Here is a 21,860-nt window from a genome sequence, read left to right as displayed (position 1 = left end):
TTTGTACTTATTTTTTGCTTGCAACTTAGTTCATTGCGGCTCGTTACTGCTCATTACGGCTTATTGGGCTGTCACTCGCTCTCCTGTTTTTTTTGCTGCTTTTCCTACTATTTTTCTACCACCGTTTCAATTATTTAGTCACTTGCTTAGACGATACAACTATCGATATTTATGCGCGCAGCAGGAATTTAAATAAAATATACTCACTACCTGTATTTTTTATTGTCCATATAAAACCTAGTTATTAAGCCAATATATAGATATACTCCCCTATTTTATTAAATAGCTGATGTAAAAAAAGGATTTAAGTCAAACTCATTTTAAATCCATGCTATGCAGCTATAACTTAGATCGCCGTCAGTCCGCCGTCAACTGCTAGTTGATGTCCTGTTACAAACGAAGACAAATCTGAACATAACCACAGTGCCGCATTGGCGATTTCTGATGCCTCGCCAATCCTGCCGATCGGGTGCAATTTTTGGATCATTTTTTCGCGTCTTGGTTCGCGGGCGATCGCGTTATCCATCATCGGTGTACGGATCACACCCGGGCACACCGCATTGACACGGATACCTGCGCGGCCATATTCGGCAGCGGCGGTTTTGGTCAACCCAACCACGGCATGTTTGCTGGCGGCATAAATCGGCTGCATAGGCGCACCGACCAAACCGGCGACCGAGGCGGTGTTGACTATAGTGCCGCCGCCTTGTTGCAGCATCTGCTTGATTTCATACTTCATACAAAGCCAGACGCCTTTCACATTGACGTTCATGATCTTGTCGAAACTGGCCTCGTCGGAGTCAGCCAATGCGTGATGTTCAATCTCTATACCTGCATTATTAAAAGCGCAGTCCAGGCGGCCATAGGCGTTCACAATCCCGGCGATCAAAGACTCCACTTCGGCCGCTTTAGAAATATCGGTTTTTACAAATCGCACGGTACCGCCAGCAAACGAGATCATGGCCTGCGTCTCCTCCGCGCCGACCACATCAATATCGGCAATCGTTAATTTGGCACCAGCTTTAGCAAACGCTAAGGCGGCAGCTCGTCCTATGCCGCTGGCGGCACCTGTGACCAGTACGGATTTATCTTTAAATGTGATCTCGGGCATATTGTCTCCATTCATTAATTTTTTTGATGGACTTACGCAAAACTCCTCAAAGCATTGCAGCGCCTAGCCGCTTGGAAATACTGTTGTCGTCGCTACACCTAGTCGGGGCATTTTTTTGTAAGTCTTGATTGAGATAAATAACACGTTCTATGATGCAAAAATCCCTGATAGCCTCAACAAAAATTTGAGAGACTTCAGGGTTGATTTTAGAAACTGAAACTAAGATTCAATTCTACGATTCAACTTAATGTGATTTAGTGCTTATTAGTGCGTATTGGTCTTATATTTTTTTAATTCCATCTTACCGATCTGGTTGCGATGCACTTCATCCGGACCATCGGCTAAACGCAAAGTACGCGCTTGTGCATAAGAATAGGCCAGGCCAAAATCATTCGACACACCGCCACCGCCATGCGCTTGTATTGCCCAGTCAATCACCGTGCATGCCATGTTGGGTGCCGCCACTTTAATCATAGCGATTTCTTTGGCTGCTGCTTTGTTGCCGACGGTATCCATCATTTGTGCCGCGTTCAACACCAGTAAGCGTGCCTGATCAATCAGAATACGGCTGTTTGCGATCCGCTCTAATGTCACGCCCTGCTCTGCTACCGGCTTGCCAAAAGTAACCCGTGTCAACGAGCGTTTGCACATATCTTCCAGCGCACGTTCTGCCAGGCCGATCAGGCGCATACAGTGATGGATACGGCCAGGACCAAGACGACCTTGGGCGATTTCAAAACCACGACCTTCACCTAACAGAATATTAGATGCCGGCACACGCACGTTCTCAAACAACACCTCGCCATGACCATGCGGCGCATCGTCATAACCGAAGACAGGCAGTGCACGCAGAATCGTCACGCCCTTGGTATCACGCGGCACAATGATCATCGATTGCTGCTTATGGCGATCTGCATTGTCAGGATCGCTCTTACCCATAAAAATGAATACTTTGCAGCGCGGATCGTTGGCACCAGATGACCACCATTTGCGACCATTAATCACGTACTCATCACCATCCCGCACGATCGACGCTTCGATGTTAGTCGCATCCGATGAGGCAACAGCTGGTTCTGTCATCGCAAAGCAAGAACGAATCTCGCCATTTAACAAAGGCTTCAGCCATTTTTCTTGGTGCTCTGGCGTGCCGTAGCGGGCAAATACTTCCATATTGCCGGTGTCCGGCGCGGCGCAATTAAACACTTCTGCTGACCATAAAGAACGCCCCATAATTTCGCACAGCGGTGCGTATTCCAAGTTGGTCAAGCCTGCGCCATGGCTGGATTCGGGCAAGAACAAATTCCACAAATCGGCTGCGCGTGCTTTGACTTTTAATTCTTCTACAATCTTGGTCGGAATCCACGGATCACCGGCCTTGCGGTTGGCCGCAATCTCACCATAGAAATTAGCTTCGTTGGGATAAATATGAGCATCCATAAACGCGATTAAACGCGCTTGTAATGCTTTAACTTTGGGGCTGTATTGAAAATCCATGTTCTACCTTTAAGGGAAATTTGATCGACCCGATTTGATCGACTTTTCGATTCAATCTGATGAGTTTTATATCGCTATTAATTAACTAAATAACCGCCATCGACATTGATGCAAGCGCCCGTTGTATAGCTAGATGCGGCCGAGGCGAGATATAAAACGGTACCTGCCATTTCACTTGGCTCTGCAATCCTTTTCATGGGAATACGGTTCAATGCTTTTTCTAAAATGACGGGGTTATGGAATAAGGCAGAGGCAAACTTGGTATCTGTGGCACCTGGCAGTAATGCGTTCACGCGCACACCCATTGCGGCGCACTCCAGCGCGAAGGATTTCGTCATCGCAATCACTGCCGCCTTGGTAATCGAATAGATACCCTGCATGCCACCGGGGACAACACCATTAACCGAGGCGACGTTGATGATGCTGCCACCACCATTTTTTGCCATCAATTTGACACCCGCAGAAGACATGAAAAAGTAGCCGCGAATGTTGACATCAACGGTCTTTTGAAAGGCGCCCAGATCAGTCTCCGTAATGTGTCCAAAATGTGGATTGGTCGCTGCGTTATTCACGAGAATATCGAGTCTACCGTGTGCGGCTGTGATGTCAGCAAATAGCGCATCAATCTGCGCCATTTCACCAATGTGGCAGGCGCGTGCCTCAGCTTTGCCACCTGCAGCCTGGATCGCAGCAACCACCGCTTCGCAAGCCTCTGCTTTGCGGCTGGAGACAATCACCGTCGCGCCATGAGCCGCCAGCATTTTGGCGACTTCTTCACCGATGCCACGGCTGGCACCTGTGACCAGTGCGACCTTGCCAGTTAAATCAAACAAATCTGTCATCTCCAACTCCTAAACGTAAGTGATATGACCGGGGTTATTGGATAACTCCAGATGAGAAAAATTATTTAAGTAAGCCAATGCCAAACGTGGCGATTGACCTTGCACTAAGGCCGGCTGGACATGGAAACGTGTCACGCCGCTGTTAACCAGCGACCAGTTCAATTCGGCAAAACGCGGATCAGGGAAACCCAGCACGTGCTGACACAAAGCGGAAATAGTGCCCCCGGAGGTAAAGATCACAATATTTTTTGCAGGATCGGGATACGTTAATTGACGCTCCAGCGCTGCGATACAGCGTTGACGAAACTCTGCCCATGATTCAGTATATTCAGCGTCATATAGACCCGTCATCCAACGCGCAATCGCCTCATGAAAAATAGTTTGAAACACCTGTTTGGCGTTTGGCGTCATCAAAAAACGCTTGACTGCGGAAGGGTCATCAAACGCGGGAACATGCCGGGCCAAAACCTCGTGATGGTTATATTCGTTGAAGCCAGCGTCCTCTTGCCATGCATCTGTATTGAGTGCATCAGCAGCCACGTTCTGCACAGCAGCTATGCAGGCTTTGGCAGTCTGTTGATGACGTAGCAACTTGCCAGTGACGACGCGTGACACCTCCAGATTGCGAGCGCTCCACCATTGACCAAGCTGCACGGCTTGCGCTACGCCTAGCTCGGATAATTGATCGTAATTTTGACTACCGAAAGAAGCTTGTCCGTGACGTACCAGATAAATCTGTCCCATTGCTTGTCCCGTTTAATTGTCCAACTTGAATTTAAATGCCTGGCTGAGTTGATTGATTTCATGACTGACTGAATTGTTCGGCTAGGTAGACGAACTTATTGAATGAACTTATTCAAGGTATTTATTCAACGTATTTATTCAATCAACTCAGTCGATCAACTTGCCAAATTAACTTTGTGAATCATGGTAAAGCTTGCGCTACAATCTATCAAATGAATAGTTATAATTAAATTACATTAATTTTATGCATATATCTAAAGTTGATTTGAATTTGTTTTCTGTATTTGAAGCGATCTACACAGAAGGCAGCGTAACGCGTGCCAGTCAAAAACTATATCTGACGCAGCCAGCGATTAGTCATGCGCTGAATCGCTTGCGCAACCTGTTCGATGATCCGCTATTTGTAAGGCAGGGACATGCCATGGTTTCTACGCCATTGGCGCGTAGCATCATAGAACCAGTGCGATTGGCTCTGCGCGGACTGGAAGTCACTTTGTCGGACGCTGGTCGATTTGATCCCGCTATTGCGAGCAAACAATTTACGTTGGCATTACGCGATGTGCTGGAATCGACCGTGCTACCACCACTACTCACCAGCATCACCCAGCAAGCACCAACGATTGATCTGGCGGCAATACAAGTTGAACGTAGGGAACTAGTCAGCGAGTTAGCGGCAGGCACAGTAGATGCTGCTATTGATGTGTTATTACCGCTGCCAAACGAGATTCGTCGTCAAAAAATATCGCAAGACACGACAGTGGTGATGGCGCGCAAAGATCATCCGCTGGTACAAGGCAAACTCGATTTAGAGACCTATTTGCAAGCAGAGCATATTCTGGCAAGTTCGCGCCGTAAAGGGCCTGGGCTGGAGGATTTTGAATTAAGCCGGCTTGGCTTACAACGGCGTATTCGCTTGCGCTGCCAGCATTATTTCGCTGCATGCAGAGTCACCAGTCAGACCGATTTATTGCTGACAATGCCAGAGGCTTATGCCAGGATTGCGAACGAACAGTTCGGAAATCAGATTTTTCCGTTACCGCTGCCGATGCCATCTTGGGACGTGTATTTATACTGGCATCAGAATGTAGAAAATGATGCGGCAAATCGCTGGTTACGGGAACAGATCACCTTAGCTTTTCAAGCTTCGATGATGGCGTGAGATTTTTAAAAATCGGGGATTATTTGATAGGGTCAGGCAACAAACAAGCATCAATGATTTGCAAGTCATTGTCTTTGGCAAAGCTCACCACAAAATGATATGCCAGCGGCTCTATCTCACGAATTGCTTCATTCACGACAACAGAGCGCACACCATTTAATAAAATCGGGCGAACATAAGGTGAGTATTGCAAATGTGCGTTTCTGCCAGCATCAGGACGAAAACAGGACATGGCACCGCACAGGCGTTCTGCCCAGTCGCTTGGCCGAAACTGCTTGCCGTCGCTGGTAAGACCCTGGATAAAAAACTCGCGTACCGGAGTTAAATTGTTTTTGTCGGAATCGGCCATGTGGGCGGCTCGTTGCTAGAAGGTTAACCTGGGCACGCTTTTGATGTGCCTAGCTTTTAAAATACATGAGTATTATATCTTATAGAAGACTTGGTTTAAAAACCGCCTAAAGATAAAAATCGGGACATCTATTAAACCCAAATTATTCTCCTTACTATAGTGCATTTTTATCGCGAGTAAAGAGTAAAAAACCCACATCAACATCATGTGGGTTTTTTAATTTTCAATTTAATCTGATTTAAATATCCAGATCACAACCAAACTGCAAACGATAACAGCAGCAAGAGCAGCATCCATAATAATAAAGCGCGCCAAACCAGGCCAACAGCGCTTTGTAGCGATCTTGGCGATGCCTCTGCACCGGGCTGACTTTCAATATCCAGGCTATCAATATCGACCGCACTAGCGTCTGCGCTCAATACCATCGCTTTTGCTTCCGGATCCCCTAATCGAACACCTAATGCGCCACCGCCGGCAGATAAAATGATGCCGACCAACTCATCTGACCAACGATCAGCATAATTACGCCAAGAATACACAGCGTCCTCAAAATTACCGACGACTGCAAAAGCAACTGCGGTCAAATGAGCTGGTACCCAATCAATCCAATAAAAAATTTTAGTCGCATATAGACCAAACTCTTCGTTACGCATGTGTTCTGGCTCATTCCAGGCACGAGCCAGATATTCAGCAACCCGATACATGACCGCACAGGCAGGGCCAACTGGCATTAAAAACCAAAAGAACACGCCAAAAACATTGCGATGAGTAGCGATTAACGAGCGCTCTACAGCGAGTCTGGAGATTTCGGAGATATCCATATCGGAGGTATCTAAGTGCGTCCACTCAGCGAGGTAGGCACGCGCAGCAGCTTCATCGCCCGAGCTTAACGCGAGCTGAATAGAAGTGAAGTAGTGGCTATAGCGACGAAAGCCAAGCGTCAAATAGACAATAACAATATTCCATGCCAAAGCAGCAAAAGGGCTGAGGCGTAAGCATAGCCAATAGATCAAAGCCGTCGGCAGCGTAAGCGCAACGACTAAAATCCACCAGCCCAAACGACCGTGCTTAGCTTTACCAGCATTACACCAAGCTTCTATCTTTACTGCTAAATTTTGTACTTGTAAATAAATCGGATTATCCACCCGCAGAGGTTTCAATTGCTCGATCAGTAAGGCACAAAGTATGGAAATGAATGTCATGGTTGGATAAGTTTATAGCGTTTCCAGCTAGAAACGGATTTGCAAATGCGACAAGTGTAAACTGATTTACTCAGATTATGAAGTTCCTGATTATTTTTCTAATAAGCCGACTGTTATTCATGCTTTGCCATATTCAGTTTCATTGAGAAACTTATTGAAAAACAAAATCAAGCGCGCAGCAGATGGAACAAGTTGCGCAACATACCGGCAGTTGCACCCCAGATAAAATGCTGTTGGTATGGTATCGCATAAAAAACGCGTTGCCCCTGCCCATTTGGCAAATCAAACGCACGACGCTGATAATTTTGACCATCCATTAAAAATGATAATGGCACTTCAAATAAAGAAGCAACCTCAGATGAATCAATTTTCAATTCAAACGGTGGCTGTATTAATGCCACTACAGGCGTTACCTGATAACCAGTTCCGGTAAGATATTCAGGCAAAATACCGATCACATCAACGTGCTTGCGGTGCAAGCCAACCTCCTCCTCAGCTTCGCGCAGAGCAGTTTCTACAACCGAGCCGTCACTATCCTCACATCGTCCGCCAGGAAAACTGATTTGCCCGGCATGATCATTTAAATGAGCAGCCCGATGCGTCAGCAGCAATGTCAAACCTTGATCTCGCATGACTAAGGGGATCAATACTGATGCGGGTTTAAAAGAGGTGATCGTAGAAAGTAAATGCTCATCAGCCAACTCTGGAGTCCAAGTTGGAGGTTGCAAAAAATGTTGACGCAGCCAGTCTGCAGATAAGCGGGATGCAGGAACCGCCGCCTCCGTCGCTAGCGATTGGACGGGTAAATCCTCAGGATTAAACTTAAGCTTCACACAAATATCCTCTGATGGCATGAAACACCAACAAATCACAAGCTTTGCTGCATGTCTTTCATCTCTATAAAACAAAAAAGGGACGCCGAAGGCATCCCTTTCTTTCAACGCATCAAAGCAAATATTACTATGCTTTAGCAGCGACGACCTTGCGAGCAGGCAATTTCTCTTTAATACGAGCAGATTTACCTGAACGCTCACGCAAGTAGTACAACTTGGCGCGGCGTACGTCACCACGACGTTTAACTTCGATCGAAGCGATCAGCGGAGAATACAATTGGAATGTACGCTCAACGCCTTCACCAGATGAAATCTTACGAACGATGAAGTTAGAATTCAAACCACGGTTACGACGAGAAATAACAACGCCTTCGTAAGCCTGAGCACGCTTGCGTGTGCCTTCAACTACGTTAACGCTGACAACGACTGTGTCACCAGGTGCGAAGTCTGGAATACTTTTACCGAGGCGCGCAATTTCTTCTGCCTCTAATTTTTGGATCAGATCCATTTTTTTACTCCGGATACCATCTTGCTGACGCTAAATACAACAATGCTCAGTAGAGGATGGGGTTTAACATGCAAGACTAAAAATTATCTAGCCTTACGCTTAGTACCAAATCTTACGATTCGGCTTTACAACAAATTACTTAAAAACTTTTCATCAGCACGACTGAGCAAACCTGCTTCGCGTGCTTGCACTATCAAATCTGGTCGCTTAAGCTGGCTAGCTTCAAGAGATCTTTCACGTCGCCATTTTTCAATTTCAGCGTGATTACCCCCCATCAAAACAGCCGGCACAACCGCATTTTCGAAGATTTCTGGCCTAGTGTAATGCGGACAATCGAGCAAACCATTGACAAAGCTATCCTGTATCGCTGAGGCATCATCGTGCAAAACACCCGGCAATTGCCTGATAACAGAATCCATCAACGCCATGGCTGGAATTTCACCACCGGATAGAACAAAATCGCCAAGGCTAATTTCTTCATCCACATAGCTATCCAACAAACGTTGATCAACTGCCTCATAGCGACCACATAGCAATACAACGCCAGACAACTGCGACAAATCCATCACTCGCTGGTGGCTTAGCGGATGTCCCTGTGGTGACAAATAAATCACTTTGGGAGCAATCGCATCCACATTTGCCAAATTGATCTGCCTTGCTTTAGCAGCTTCAATAGCTGCTTGCAACGGCTTAGCCAACATCACCATGCCGGGACCGCCGCCATATGGCCTGTCGTCCACAGTACGATGTTTGTCAGTCGTAAAATCACGTGGATTCCACAAAGACAAAGCACATCGACCTTGCTCAAATGCCCGCCGGGTAACACCAGACTGCGTGAGCGCAGTGAACATTTCAGGGAAAAGTGTAATGACATCAAATTGCATCTAAAATGCCTTCCGATTCCATTAAGCGACTCCCATGTTCACTAATAATCTGTACCCCAGTCAACCGTAATTTTGCCAGCCTTTTGATCCACTTCTTTAACAAAGTTCTCAACAAAAGGAATCAGGCGTTCATGTTTAGGCAAATCAATCTCTGGAATATCCGAAGCAGCCACACGCAAAATAGGGTGAGCTCCGTTATCCATCAAATCTCTGACTTGACCCAGATGTTCGCCCTGCAGATTGTGTACCGACAAACCAATCAAATCCAACCAATAGAATTCTCCCTCAGATAAAGCGGGAAAATGACTACGAGGAATTTTGACTGCGGAGCCTTTCAGCCCCTCTGCTGTATTTCTATCCACCACACCGACTAATTTTGCTACAACATCTTCACCATGAATTTTAACTTCCAGGCGATCAACATCATGCAATTCCGGGCGCAACGGAGGATTCTCTAACCACCAAGTTTTGGCAGTCATTAACGCATCTGCATCAGAAGAATAAGGACGTATCCTCACCCAACCATGAATGCCATATGCTCCCGAGATATAGCCAACCAAGACTAAATCATCAGGAGCACGTACTCCAACTGACGTCATAGACAGAACAACAGCGATTAAGCTGCTGCCTTGCCAGACTGAGCTACCAGACGAGCGACTGCTGGTGACAATTGTGCACCAACGCCTTGCCAGTAAGCCAAGCGATCTGCTGCAACACGAACTGTCTCAGCATTGCCAGTTGCTACCGGGTTGTAAAAACCGATACGTTCGATGAAACGGCCATCACGACGATTGCGTGAATCTGTTGCAACGATGTTGTAAAAAGGGCGCTTTTTTGCGCCACCACGAGCTAAACGAATAACGACCATAATATTTCCAAAAAATGTCTAAACGCGGAAAAAGCCGCAAATTATAGCGTGAACAGCATGGAAACAGCAAGCACTATCCCACTTTCTGTGGCGGTAAGGAGCCAAATTTAGGAGAGATTACAAAATGACAACGCATTCTGAGGTAGTAATATCAAAGCAGACAGCACGCTCTTGCTCTAGAATCATGCATTACTTTGCCGGAGCCCTCCACTTAATGAAAACACCACACAAAAATAAAACTCTGAGCACATTGCTCGCGGCGACGTTAGGCAGCGTTGGTGCTCATCGCTTTTATCTTTACGGGAAAAAAGATCTTTGGGGATGGCTACATTTCATCACGTTACCGCTGTCCTGGCTATTGGGGCACTTCTACTTTGGCACGCCACTCTTAATTACCGCCGCACCTATCGTACTTTCATTTTTGATCGCAACATTAGAGGCGCTATTGATTGGCTTAACGCCGGATGAAAAATGGGATACAAACCACAATGCGCAATCAGGACAAGTCAGCGACTCTAATTGGCCAATCGCATTAATCTTGGTGCTGACGCTAGGCGTTGGGGCTTTTGCCTTGATTGCAACGATTGCACGTGCATTTGACCTGCTATACACGGGCGGATCATTCGGTTAAGTACTGCGTAAAATCGTCAATACCTAAATATACTCCGACCCTGTATATTTTTAATGCCCAGAGAACTAATGGACAATAAGACATCATTCACATAGTTGAAGGGGGAGTATATTAAACAGCGGGCGTCAATGTTATTACCAAGCAGTCCAATTTAAAATAGTCTCAAGTCAACGATACAAACATAAAAGCGGCCTAGGCCGCTTTTATGTTTTTTACTACAATTGATACAAGCCAATATTTAGAACTGCTCTTCCGACATCGCTAATACACCAGCACTACCATCAACAATTGAACTACGCAAACCTTGCGCTGCCGACAAAATATGGTCTGCAAAAAAACGAGCGGTCGCAATTTTCGCTTTATAAAAACTGGCATCGCCGTCACCGGCTTGCAATTTTTGCTGAGCAACCAAAGCGGCGCGCGCCATTTGCCATCCACCTAATACAATACCCGCCAATTTAAGGTAAGGAACGCTACCTGCAAAAACCGCTTTTATATCAGACTTAAAGTTAGCGGCAACATAGGTGATAACCTCTTCCATTGCATCAGCGCCTTCTAACAACTGACGCTGAATAGCGATCAAATCGTCTGACTGCGTCATAGCCAACTCTGCAGCGGTTTTGCGTACTTGCGCAATAATGCCTTTTGCTGTCGCACCGCCATCACGGGCCGTTTTCCGTCCAACTAAATCGTTTGCCTGTATTGCGGTTGTACCTTCGTAAATCGTCAAGATCTGTGCATCACGATAGTGCTGTGCCGCACCGGTTTCTTCAATGAAGCCCATGCCGCCATGTACCTGCACGCCAGTTGATGTGACATTCAAGGACATCTCAGTAGACCAACCTTTGACAATCGGCACGAGATATTCATAGAAAGCGAGATTCATTTTTCGCACTGTTTCATCACCATGGTGATGAGCTGCATCACTTGCAGCAGCAGCCACATAAGCCAAGGCACGAGCACCTTCCGTTTGCGCGCGCATCGACATCAACATGCGACGCACATCAGGGTGATGAATAATAGTGACAGGCCCGGCAGAACCTGCCAGATCGCGGGACTGTACGCGCTCTTTAGCATAGCAAACGGCTTTTTGATAAGCGCGCTCAGCGATCGCAATGCCTTGCATACCAACACCGAAACGCGCGGCATTCATCATGATGAACATGTATTCCAAACCACGGTTTTCTTCGCCAACCAAAGTACCAATAGCACCGCCGTTATCGCCAAATTGCAATACTGCGGTTGGGCTCGCCTTGATTCCCAGTTTGTGCTCTATCGAAACGCAATGGGCATCATTACGCGCCCCCAAAGAACCGTCTGGGTTAACCATAAATTTCGGCACAAGGAAGAGAGAAATCCCTTTAACGCCCTCAGGCGCATCCGGTGTGCGGGCCAGCACCAGATGGACGATATTTTCTGCCATATCGTGTTCACCATAGGTGATATAAATTTTTGTACCAAAAATCTTAAACGTGCCATCGCCTTGCGGAACCGCTTTGGTGCGAACCATCGCCAAATCCGATCCGGCTTGTGGCTCCGTCAAATTCATCGTACCTGTCCATTTACCAGCAATCAGCTTCTCTAAATACAGCGCTTTTTGCGCATCGCTACCAGCAGTCAACAAAGCCTCAATCGCGCCGTCAGTTAGAAGCGGGCACAATGCAAATGAGATACTAGCGGAATTCAGCATTTCGATACACGGCGTAGCGACCAGCTTAGGCAATCCTTGACCGCCGAATTCTGTAGGATGCTGCACACCTTGCCACCCCGCTTCGCCAAACATCTTAAAAGCTTCCTTAAAGCCTTTGGTGGTGAATACCTGACCTTCTTTCCAATAGCTTGGCGCTTGATCACCAGTCCAGTTTAAAGGAGCAACAACCTCGCCTGCAAATTTGGCATTCTCTTCAAGCACAGCCTCAACTGTCTCCGGGGTCGCATCTTCGCATCCGGGCAAAGCATTGACTTCAGCCAAACCTGCCAACTCGTTCATAACGAACAGCATATCTTTCAAGGGCGCAACGTAGCTCATATTCACTCCAAATTCACTCAAAAAAAGGACAGGATATTCAGGATCATCACAAACCTGCTTACCCTGCCCCATTTATATTGAAAGATTGAATGCGACGACTTCTGCCCATCGCATTCGTATCAATTTAATTCATCTGCTTACTTTTATTACTATTTCAGCGAATACCTACTTAGCCCAACTCAGTAACCAGTTGCGGAACAATGTCGAACAAATCGCCGACGATGCCATAGTCAGCAACTGAAAAGATCGGTGCTTCTGGATCTTTGTTGATCGCAACGATGACTTTAGAATCTTTCATGCCGGCGAGATGCTGAATTGCCCCAGAAATACCAACTGCGATATATAACTGTGGCGCTACAATTTTGCCAGTCTGACCAACTTGCCAATCGTTTGGCACATAACCAGCATCAACTGCCGCACGGGATGCTCCCATTGCTGCACCGAGCTTATCTGCCAGCGGTTCCAATACTTTAAATGCATCTGCGGAACCCATACCACGACCACCAGAGACGATCACTTTCGCTGCAGTCAATTCAGGACGATCGGATTTTGCCAACTCACGTGAAACGAAGGCCGATTTACCAGAATCAGCAACTGCTGCGATCGTCTCTACCGCAGCAGAACCACCAGTAGCCGCTGCATCAAAACCTGTACTGCGCACTGTGATTACCTTAATCGCGTCAGTCGACTGCACTGTAGCAATTGCATTACCAGCGTAGATTGGGCGCTCGAAAGTATCGGGAGTGTCGACTTTAGTAATTTCAGAGATTTGCGATACGTCCAGCTTAGCAGCGACACGTGGCAAAATATTTTTACCATAAGCAGTCGCTGGCGCAAGGATGTGACTATAAGCAGCAGCAATTGCCAGTGCTTGTTCTGCGACGTTTTCAGCTAAACCATCAGCAAAATGCGCTGCGTCTGCGTGCAATACTTTACTCACGCCAGCAATTTGTGCTGCTGCTTGTGCGGCCGCTGCAGCATTAAAACCTGCAACCAATACGTGGACGTCGCCACCGCATTGGATCGCAGCAGTAATCGTATTTAAGGTGCTGCCTTTGAGGCTAGCATTGTCGTGTTCAGCGATGACAAGTGTAGTCATGATGTTTCCCACATAAATTGGGGGGCCGTAATCGCCACCCCCAAATGATTATTCTTAAAGATAAAAAGCTTAATCCAGTGCGAACTGAGATTAGCCCAATACTTTGGCTTCGTTTTTCAGCTTAGCGACCAGCGTTGCTACGTCAGGGACTTTAATGCCAGCGGAGCGTTTCGCCGGCTCAACGACTTTGAGTGTCTTTACGCGTGAAGCAACATCGACGCCCAAATCAGCAGGCTTAACGTTATCCAGCTGCTTTTTCTTTGCCTTCATAATATTAGGCAGAGTCACATAGCGCGGCTCGTTAAGGCGCAAATCGGTCGTGACAATTGCAGGCAGAGTCAGAGACAAAGTTTCGAGACCACCGTCAACTTCACGCGTCACCGTTGCCTTACCGTCAGCAATAGTGACTTTAGATGCAAAAGTCGCTTGAGGCCAGCCAAGCAGAGCAGCCAACATCTGACCAGTTTGATTGCAGTCATCATCAATCGCTTGCTTGCCAAGAATAATCAATCGCGGTTGCTCTTTATCAGCCAACGCTTTGAGTAATTTAGCCACTGCCAAAGGCTGCAACTCTGCATCGCTTTCGACCAAAATTCCGCGATCAGCACCAATTGCCATTGCTGTACGAAGTGTCTCCTGGCATTGCGCGACACCGCATGATACTGCGATAACTTCAGTAACGACACCCGCTTCTTTCAAACGCATCGCTTCTTCTACAGCGATTTCATCGAATGGATTCATGGACATTTTGACATTGGCGATATCAACACCACTGCCATCGGATTTGACGCGTACTTTGACGTTATAGTCGACGACACGTTTGACTGGTACCAGGACTTTCATAGTTCTGCCTTTGTAGAAATTAAACTCATTTTAAACAGATGACGATACTAAGTAATAGTTATTGATCTTGATGAATTCTGATATTACATGGAATGCGACGGTCTTTAATTGACGTGCACGTTAACTGCTCCAATTATAAGACGAAATGCTAAGTAGTCGCTCAATTTAGCACGATCGTTCTTTTCAGACCAGAAGTGCAGTAGAGCAGACTACCTAAATCGTCTCTTAGTATAGGTAAAATGAAAAAAGCCCGCGTTGCATTGCGGGCTTTTTTCATTGATGGCGCTTGTTTGTCACGCTATTTTCTCAGTTGTGACGCTTTAACATGACCTATCAATCAAACTTATTTCCGTTTGATAAAGTATTCATATTCTGCACTGCCTTCCAAATGAGACAACAACTCATTACCGGTTTGCTTGGAGAAGGCTTTGAAATCGCGCACAGAGCCGGGATCTGTTGCAATCACGTGGAGAACTTCGCCCGTGATCATGTCGGCCAGCGCTTTTTTCGTCTTTAAAATTGGAAGCGGACAATTCAGTCCACGTGCGTCCAGTTCTTTATTGAATTGCATGATTTTTCCAGTAGCGGGAATAAACAAATTGAAACAACAACTTCATTTTTTTACAAAGTCATTACAAAAACTTTGCACCAATTCTACCGGAAAATTAATCAACATGGTGCAACGCAGCAACTCAAGAAAAAAATCGAGTGATATTCGTAATTTTTTGCACAACTTTAGTGAGAATCTGTTGCGGATTCATCACTCAGGAACTGCCCCAATCAGCAAAAACTGGCTCAAGACCGTTCGCGCGCATCCAGTCAGCCATTGCATAACCAGTACCGGCTCGCCAAGGACGCAACTTCTCCGGTTGAATCAAACGATATTCCAGTAATTCTGGTGACAAACGAATCTCGCCGGATGCCTTTACATGATAGGCAATGATGACTTCGTTTTTTTTGATGAACTCATACACGCCAATCAAATTGATCTGATCAGCGTCGAGATTAGTCTCTTCTTTGAGTTCTCTGGCGATACCTTGCTCAGGCGTTTCGCCGCGCTCCATGAACCCGGTAATCAGCGCAAACACTTTTTCTGGCCACGCGGCATTACGCGCCAACAAAATATGTCCTTCGACCTCGACTAGGGCTGCCAGAACTGGCAAAGGATTATCCCAATGTGTCCAATGACCTTCTGGACACGCTAAACGGATTTTTCCCGCTTCCTGCTCATCAGAGCGATGCTCAAGCGATTGGGCACATACCGGACAGAATTTGATTTCCATCAGAAACCTAACGTGACATTAGTGGAACTTGGGGCTGTTTAGGATGAAAACGCGCCATAGAATAAGTATCGATGAAAACCCCATTGCGCAAAGAATGTGCGCGATGGGTTCCCTCAATTTCAAAACCAAATTTGTTATACAGGTGAATTGCCGCGGCATTATCGGCGTAGACATAAAGCTCAAGACGCAACAAATTAAGCCAGTTATCGGCCAGATTCATCAACTCCACCATTAATGCCGTACCAACGCCGCGGCCGCTAAAAGAGTCCGCCACACCCATTCCCAAAGAGGCTACATGGCGTCGCCTGACCGCACTCTCTACATGCAAACCCGCCGTGCCAACGATCACACCGTCGTACATCGCGATAAGCAAAGTGTCATTCGGATTAAACTGTTTTAAACGCTCCTGCCACATCTCAACGGTAGGATGTGGTAATTGCAAGGTATTAGAGTACGCATTGGTACTTGCATATACCCGCTGTATCTGAGCGGCATCTGTTAATTCAGCACGGCGGATAAATATCATAGGCGCTCTTTAATCCAGTTAGGTACAGCTGCCAAGGCTTTAGGTAAACCAGATGGATCAGTGCCACCCGCCTGGGCAATATCAGGACGGCCGCCACCTTTGCCACCAACCTGCTGAGCCACAAAGTTCACCAAGTCACCCGCCTTAATTTTTGAAGTTGCATCATCAGTCACACCTGCGACCAAACTGACTTTGCCTTCATTGACTGCGGCCAATACGATGGCGGCTGTTTTCAATTTATCTTTAAGCTTAATCATAGTTTCGCGCAATGCGGTTGCGTCTGCACCTTCCATCATTGCTGCCAATACTTTGACACCGTTGATCTCTACCGCCTGATCTGCCAAGGCCTCACCCTGATTTGCAGCTGCCTTAGACTTCAGAGTAGCCAGTTCTTTTTCTAGAGACTTCATCTGATCTTGCCATTGCGCTATGCGCTGGGTTAATTTCTCTGGTTGAGTTTTGAGAGCGGCTGCGATCTCATTCACACGCTGGTTCAAGGTTTGCACCAGTTCAAGTGCGACTTCACCAGTAACCGCCTCAACACGGCGTATTCCTGCGGCAACCCCGCCTTCTGACACAATTTTAAACAGACCAATATCGCCGGTACGGGTCACATGCGTGCCACCGCACAACTCACGTGACGTACCAATATCCAATACGCGCACTTCATCGCCATACTTCTCACCAAACAAAGCCATTGCACCATGCTTGATCGCATCGTCATACGACATTACTTGCGCTTGCGCAGCCACATTGGACAAAATTTCGCGGTTGACTATCGTTTCTACTTGCAGAATCTGGTCGTCGGTCATCGGTGCGTTGTGGCTGAAATCGAAACGGGTTTTCTCAGCGTCAACCAAGGAACCTTTTTGCGATACATGCGCGCCCAATACTTCACGCAAGGCCTTGTGCATTAAATGCGTAGCCGAGTGATTACGCACTGTTTGCGCGCGCACGGCTGTTGCGACTTGCGCGTGCAAACTTTGTCCAACTTCTAATGTGCCAGTAATTAATGTACCGTGATGACCAAATACATCGGCCTGGATTTTTTGCGTATCCGCGACCTCAAACACCGCTCCGGCGCTGGATTTTAAAACACCAGAGTCACCGCACTGACCGCCAGATTCAGCATAGAAAGGCGTCACATCCAGCACCACAATACCTGCCTGACCAGCTTGCAATTGAGAGACCGCGCTGCCATCGACGTACAAAGCAATCACTTTACTGTCGTTACTCAGTTGCTCGTAGCCGACAAACTTCGTTTTGTCCCCGCTGTATTCAATTGCCGCAGCCATTTTGAACTTACCTGCAGCACGAGCAGTTTGCTTCTGATGCGCCATAGCAGCATCAAAACCAGCTTCGTCCAGCACCACATTGCGCTCACGGCAAATATCTGCCGTCAGATCCAACGGGAAGCCGTAGGTGTCATACAAGGTGAAAGCCGTCGCGCCATCCAGATTTTTGCTGTCTTTGGCGAGTGCTGCTTCCAGAATCTTCATGCCATGTTCCAGCGTTTCGCCAAAACGTTCTTCTTCCTGTTTCAAAACCTGAGCAACGCGCTCGCCAGCCTCTGCCAACTCGGGATAAGCCTCACCCATTTCTTTCACGAGATCAGCAACTAGTTTGTAGAAAAATGGCTGTGGCTGACCTAGCTTGTGACCATGACGCAGAGCACGGCGCGTGATACGACGCAAGACATAACCGCGTCCTTCGTTACCGGGAATAATGCCGTCAACAATCAAAAAACCTGCGCAGCGGATGTGATCCGCAATGACTTTTAAAGAATTGTGATGTAGATCGGTACAGCCCGTTTCGCGCGCGGCGGCTTTAATCAAATTTTGGAAGATATCAATTTCGTAGTTGGAGTGCACATGCTGCAATACCGCCGCAATGCGCTCCAGTCCCATACCGGTATCGACGCAAGGTTTTGGCAAAGAATGCAAAACGCCTTGCTCATCCTTGTTGAATTGCATGAACACCAGATTCCAGATTTCGATAAAACGATCACCGTTTTCATCAGGTGAACCTGGAGGACCACCCCAGATATCGGCGCCGTGATCATAAAAAATTTCAGAACACGGACCACATGGTCCTGTGTCTGCCATCTGCCAGAAATTGTCTGATGCGTAACGAGCGCCTTTATTGTCGCCGATACGGATAATGCGTTCAGGCGGTACGCCGATTTCGTTTTTCCAGATATCGTAGGCTTCGTCATCTTCCTGATACACCGTCACCGTCAGCTTGTCTTTTGGCAGGCCATAAACGACAGTCAGCAATTCCCATGCATAGTTGATTGCATCGCGCTTGAAGTAATCACCGAAGGAAAAATTACCCAGCATTTCAAAAAATGTGTGGTGACGGGCTGTGTAACCGACGTTTTCCAGATCGTTATGCTTACCACCTGCTCGCACGCTGCGCTGCGCCGTGGTTGCGCGGGTGTAATTGCGCTTGTCCTGACCTAGGAAAACATCCTTAAATTGCACCATGCCGGAGTTGGTGAACAACAGAGTCGGGTCATTGCCGGGGATAAGGCTGGACGAACGGACTCGTGTATGGCCTTTGGATTCGAAAAAGCTGAGGAATTTATCGCGGATTTCAGACGAGTTCATAGTAATTTTCAGGGCAGATTGATGCGGTTTTAAAAAGTTAGCTCTTGATTATACGTGATAACTTCCGGCATTTTGTGCCATAAAAACAAAACCCGCCTGGCGTCGAATGCCAGACGGGTTCTACTTTTCCTCTACTTTTTAGAGAGACCGATCTCTCTTAAATCAGCTGCTTAAAACATCTGACAGTGGTCTATTTTGTTAAGCGCAACTAAGTTTATTGACCTGGCGAACTTGCTGTACGTGCGTTGTGTTTTTTTGCATAGATTTTTTTGCTGGCACGGTTTTCTTCGTGTTGCAGTTTTGCGCGCTCTTGTTTGGTGACGGTGCCATCTGCTTTCGCTGCTTGTTTATCAGTTTCGATTTTAGATTCACGTTTTTCCAAATTAGTAGCTTCTTTTGCGGTCAGTGCGCCGCTGCTAACGCCATTGGCAACGCGTTGTTGTTGATTATCCTGACGTTTATCGATATTAGGTGTGTTCGTTGTCGCAGCGGTTTGCGCAAATACTGGCATCGCGAACAAGCTTACAATCAATGCGGGAGCAATTTTGCTGGAGATGATACGTGTGATTGTGTTTTTGTTGGATTTCATGATCTTCCCTTTCGATGGATTAAAGTAATTTTACTGACCAAGTGATGCAGTTTTGCGTAAATCCTAATTTTAACTGCGTCACTCATGAGCCTATAACGAGGTCAAAATACAAGCTGCTGACATTAAAACTGTAAGCCGCGTAAGCGAATGTAACAATCAAAAATCGGCTGCAATCAAATCAATCCGGTCGGTACAAAACGCGTCGACACCCCAATCAAAAATTTCCCGAGCGCGCTCTGGCGTGTTCACCGTATAACAAAACAAACCATAGCCTGCAGCTTTGATCTGTTGTGCGATCTCAGGCGTTAAATGTTTGTGGTTGGTATGCAAGGCAATCGCGTCCAGTTGTTCTAATCGCTGCTGCCAATCCCACTCAATCTGGTCGGTTAAAAATCCACGCTTGATCTCTGGTGCCACTAGCTTAGCCTGCATTAAAGCGTCAAATGAAAAGGAAGAAAACAGCACGTCATCACCCGCCTGCATCTGCTTAGTCACTTCTGCTACGACTCGTCCGGTAATCTCTTCAAACCCCGGTACCGGTTTAATCTCGACATTCATCCAGATCCGATGTTGCTGACAAAATTCAATCACTTGCACATAAGTCGGGATACGCTCTCCGGCAAACCGCTCAGAAAACCAGCTTCCCGCATCCATCTGTTGTAACTCGGCTGCCAAGCTAGCTGCGACGCCACCATCGCCGCGCACAGTGCGACCAAATAAAGGATCATGCATTAGCACAGGCACACCATCCTTTGATAACATGACATCAAACTCAACTGCGTGAAATCCGTACTCCAGTCCACATCGCATTGCAGCAATGGTATTTTCTGGAGCGAGCGTGCCACCACCACGGTGCGCGATTATTTTAGGATAAGGCCAACTAGTTATCATCGTATTGAATTCCTCTCAGCATTGTTTGACTTACCAGAATAGTATCGACCAATCGAACGGACATAGCATATATGCAGACGACAGAAAACAACAAGACTTCCCTCGGACATATCCGCGTACTGGATCTCACCCGCGTGCTTGCAGGGCCATGGTGTGCGCAAAATCTAGCTGATCTGGGAGCAGAAGTAATTAAGGTGGAAAAACCAGAAGTCGGCGACGACACCCGCAGCTGGGGTCCGCCTTTTCTCAAATCCGATGCTGGGAAAAATACCGGCGAAGCTGCTTATTACCTTGCAGCCAATCGGGGCAAGCGCGCCATCACCGTTGATATCGCCACCAAAGAAGGTCAGCAAATCATCCGCGAACTGGCACAACAATCCGATGTCGTGCTGGAAAATTATAAAGTCGGCCAACTCAAAAAATACGGTCTGGACTACGACAACCTAAAGCAGCTAAAACCTGATCTGGTGTATTGCTCCATCACAGGTTTTGGTCAAACCGGACCATACGCGCATCGCGCTGGCTATGATTTTATTGTGCAAGGCATGGGCGGTTTTATGTCACTGACCGGCGAACGTGATGATTTGCCCGGAGGCGGCCCACAAAAAGCGGGGGTCGCAATTGCAGACCTGATGACTGGCATGTACGCCACCATTGCCGTCATGGCAGCGCTAACACACCGGGATCGCACAGGAGAAGGCCAATACATCGACATGGCGCTGCTGGATGTACAAGTCGCCATGCTGGCCAATATGAACACCAATTACCTTGCCAGCGGGGTCGCACCAAAACGCTGGGGCAATGCACATCCGAATATCGTGCCTTACCAAACCTTCGCTACATCAGACGGACACATCATTGTGGCCGCCGGAAATGACGGTCAGTACGCTAAATTTGTACATGCAGGCGGTCGCCCTGAACTGGCAGACGATCCCCTGTACTTTACTAATCCACGACGCGTACAGCACAGAGATCAACTAGTGCCGCAATTGGCCGAGATGGTCAAACAAAAAACCAAACAAGAGTGGATAGACTTATTAGAAAGTGCTGGCGTACCATGCGGCCCGATCAATAATCTGGAAGAAGTGTTCGACAATCCACAAGTCATCGCCCGCGAGATGCGGCTTGATCTGCCCCACCCTACGGCAGATAAAGTCAGGCTGGTTGCCAGTCCGATGAAATTATCCGTCACACCCACTCAGTATCAGGCACCGCCACCGTTATTGGGGCAGCACAACCAGCAAATTCTGCGCGACGTACTGCATTACGATGATGAAAAGATTGCGACCTTAATTAAAAATCGCATTATTTGATCTTGGTTTAAGCATGGGGCTAGCTTGCGCTGACTTAGCCATCAACTTAGTCA

At 47.2% G+C, this 21,860-nt stretch carries 23 protein-coding genes; 3 read left to right on the top strand and 20 right to left on the bottom strand.

The annotated features are described in order from the left end of the window. Nucleotides 1–346 precede the first annotated feature (346 nt). The 4 genes from QN395_RS07570 to QN395_RS07555 all read right to left on the bottom strand — a co-directional run bounded on the left by QN395_RS07570 (nucleotide 347) and on the right by QN395_RS07555 (nucleotide 4,191). Complete coding sequence (locus tag QN395_RS07570; RefSeq protein ID WP_322119566.1) at nucleotides 347–1,111, bottom strand: SDR family oxidoreductase; 765 nt, start codon at nucleotides 1,109–1,111, stop codon at nucleotides 347–349. A gap of 264 nt (nucleotides 1,112–1,375) precedes the next feature. Beyond that, entirely contained in the window at nucleotides 1,376–2,605 is a 1,230-nt protein-coding gene (locus QN395_RS07565) for an acyl-CoA dehydrogenase (RefSeq protein ID WP_322119567.1), read from the bottom strand. Between the two features lie 77 nt (nucleotides 2,606–2,682). Further along, nucleotides 2,683–3,447 (bottom strand): SDR family oxidoreductase, encoded by a 765-nt coding sequence (locus QN395_RS07560; RefSeq protein WP_322119568.1) that lies wholly within the window; start codon nucleotides 3,445–3,447, stop codon nucleotides 2,683–2,685. Nucleotides 3,448–3,456: 9 nt separating this feature from the next. Beyond that, entirely contained in the window at nucleotides 3,457–4,191 is a 735-nt protein-coding gene (locus tag QN395_RS07555) for a histidine phosphatase family protein (RefSeq protein WP_323492218.1), read from the bottom strand. 244 nt (nucleotides 4,192–4,435) lie between these two features. Here QN395_RS07555 and QN395_RS07550 point away from each other — a divergent pair, with 244 nt between their 5' ends. Further along, the gene (locus QN395_RS07550; RefSeq protein ID WP_322119570.1) at nucleotides 4,436–5,350 is read left to right on the top strand and encodes a LysR family transcriptional regulator; all 915 of its coding nucleotides are present in this window, start codon (nucleotides 4,436–4,438) and stop codon (nucleotides 5,348–5,350) included. A gap of 19 nt (nucleotides 5,351–5,369) precedes the next feature. Here QN395_RS07550 and QN395_RS07545 read toward each other — a convergent pair whose 3' ends face one another. The 7 genes from QN395_RS07545 to rpsP form a co-directional block, all read right to left on the bottom strand. Then, a complete protein-coding gene (locus QN395_RS07545; RefSeq protein ID WP_322119571.1) occupies nucleotides 5,370–5,699 on the bottom strand; it encodes a DUF3579 domain-containing protein in 330 nt (109 codons plus the stop codon). 251 nt (nucleotides 5,700–5,950) lie between these two features. After that, nucleotides 5,951–6,901: a CobD/CbiB family protein gene (locus tag QN395_RS07540; RefSeq protein ID WP_322119572.1), complete on the bottom strand. Its 951-nt coding sequence runs from the start codon at nucleotides 6,899–6,901 to the stop codon at nucleotides 5,951–5,953. Between the two features lie 167 nt (nucleotides 6,902–7,068). Continuing rightward, the gene (locus tag QN395_RS07535; protein WP_323493100.1) at nucleotides 7,069–7,755 is read right to left on the bottom strand and encodes a CoA pyrophosphatase; all 687 of its coding nucleotides are present in this window, start codon (nucleotides 7,753–7,755) and stop codon (nucleotides 7,069–7,071) included. 106 nt (nucleotides 7,756–7,861) lie between these two features. Continuing rightward, the gene (rplS, locus tag QN395_RS07530; RefSeq protein ID WP_322119574.1) at nucleotides 7,862–8,242 is read right to left on the bottom strand and encodes a 50S ribosomal protein L19; all 381 of its coding nucleotides are present in this window, start codon (nucleotides 8,240–8,242) and stop codon (nucleotides 7,862–7,864) included. Nucleotides 8,243–8,367: 125 nt separating this feature from the next. Beyond that, the gene (gene trmD / locus QN395_RS07525) at nucleotides 8,368–9,126 is read right to left on the bottom strand and encodes a tRNA (guanosine(37)-N1)-methyltransferase TrmD (protein WP_322119575.1); all 759 of its coding nucleotides are present in this window, start codon (nucleotides 9,124–9,126) and stop codon (nucleotides 8,368–8,370) included. Between the two features lie 41 nt (nucleotides 9,127–9,167). Beyond that, the gene (gene rimM, locus QN395_RS07520) at nucleotides 9,168–9,725 is read right to left on the bottom strand and encodes a ribosome maturation factor RimM (protein WP_322119576.1); all 558 of its coding nucleotides are present in this window, start codon (nucleotides 9,723–9,725) and stop codon (nucleotides 9,168–9,170) included. A gap of 17 nt (nucleotides 9,726–9,742) precedes the next feature. Beyond that, nucleotides 9,743–9,994 (bottom strand): 30S ribosomal protein S16, encoded by a 252-nt coding sequence (rpsP, locus tag QN395_RS07515; protein ID WP_110255824.1) that lies wholly within the window; start codon nucleotides 9,992–9,994, stop codon nucleotides 9,743–9,745. A 214-nt stretch (nucleotides 9,995–10,208) separates the two neighbouring features. Here rpsP and QN395_RS07510 point away from each other — a divergent pair, with 214 nt between their 5' ends. After that, entirely contained in the window at nucleotides 10,209–10,625 is a 417-nt protein-coding gene (locus QN395_RS07510) for an NINE protein (RefSeq protein WP_322119577.1), read from the top strand. A gap of 238 nt (nucleotides 10,626–10,863) precedes the next feature. On the opposite strand, the gene QN395_RS07505 is transcribed toward QN395_RS07510, so the two are convergent. The 9 genes from QN395_RS07505 to ugpQ all read right to left on the bottom strand — a co-directional run bounded on the left by QN395_RS07505 (nucleotide 10,864) and on the right by ugpQ (nucleotide 20,494). Then, nucleotides 10,864–12,654 carry an acyl-CoA dehydrogenase gene (locus tag QN395_RS07505; protein WP_322119578.1) on the bottom strand — a complete coding sequence of 597 codons (1,791 nt, stop codon included), beginning with the start codon at nucleotides 12,652–12,654 and terminating at the stop codon, nucleotides 10,864–10,866. Nucleotides 12,655–12,823: 169 nt separating this feature from the next. After that, a complete protein-coding gene (locus QN395_RS07500; protein WP_322119579.1) occupies nucleotides 12,824–13,753 on the bottom strand; it encodes an electron transfer flavoprotein subunit alpha/FixB family protein in 930 nt (309 codons plus the stop codon). Between the two features lie 90 nt (nucleotides 13,754–13,843). Next, entirely contained in the window at nucleotides 13,844–14,596 is a 753-nt protein-coding gene (locus tag QN395_RS07495; protein ID WP_322119580.1) for an electron transfer flavoprotein subunit beta/FixA family protein, read from the bottom strand. Nucleotides 14,597–14,939: 343 nt separating this feature from the next. Beyond that, a complete protein-coding gene (locus tag QN395_RS07490; protein WP_322119581.1) occupies nucleotides 14,940–15,167 on the bottom strand; it encodes a sulfurtransferase TusA family protein in 228 nt (75 codons plus the stop codon). A gap of 193 nt (nucleotides 15,168–15,360) precedes the next feature. Next, on the bottom strand, nucleotides 15,361–15,882 hold the full coding sequence (locus QN395_RS07485; protein ID WP_322121616.1) for an NUDIX domain-containing protein: 522 nt from the start codon (nucleotides 15,880–15,882) through the stop codon (nucleotides 15,361–15,363). Between the two features lie 4 nt (nucleotides 15,883–15,886). Beyond that, the gene (locus tag QN395_RS07480; RefSeq protein ID WP_322119582.1) at nucleotides 15,887–16,405 is read right to left on the bottom strand and encodes a GNAT family N-acetyltransferase; all 519 of its coding nucleotides are present in this window, start codon (nucleotides 16,403–16,405) and stop codon (nucleotides 15,887–15,889) included. Next, nucleotides 16,402–19,014: an alanine--tRNA ligase gene (alaS, locus tag QN395_RS07475; RefSeq protein ID WP_323492219.1), complete on the bottom strand. Its 2,613-nt coding sequence runs from the start codon at nucleotides 19,012–19,014 to the stop codon at nucleotides 16,402–16,404. The genes QN395_RS07480 and alaS overlap by 4 nt, the downstream gene beginning before the upstream one ends. Nucleotides 19,015–19,228: 214 nt before the next feature. Further along, a complete protein-coding gene (locus QN395_RS07470) occupies nucleotides 19,229–19,603 on the bottom strand; it encodes a hypothetical protein (RefSeq protein ID WP_322119584.1) in 375 nt (124 codons plus the stop codon). A gap of 156 nt (nucleotides 19,604–19,759) precedes the next feature. After that, complete coding sequence (ugpQ, locus tag QN395_RS07465) at nucleotides 19,760–20,494, bottom strand: glycerophosphodiester phosphodiesterase (protein WP_322119585.1); 735 nt, start codon at nucleotides 20,492–20,494, stop codon at nucleotides 19,760–19,762. Between the two features lie 71 nt (nucleotides 20,495–20,565). On the opposite strand from ugpQ, the gene QN395_RS07460 reads away from it, so the two are divergent. Further along, a complete protein-coding gene (locus QN395_RS07460; protein ID WP_322119586.1) occupies nucleotides 20,566–21,807 on the top strand; it encodes a CaiB/BaiF CoA-transferase family protein in 1,242 nt (413 codons plus the stop codon). The last annotated feature ends 53 nt before the right edge of the window (nucleotides 21,808–21,860 follow it).

This window comes from Undibacterium sp. RTI2.2 (assembly GCF_035018705.1).
Lineage (GTDB): Bacteria > Pseudomonadota > Gammaproteobacteria > Burkholderiales > Burkholderiaceae_D > Undibacterium.
Note: the sequence above shows the minus strand (reverse complement) of the source record. Positions and strands in the feature narration are given on the sequence as shown.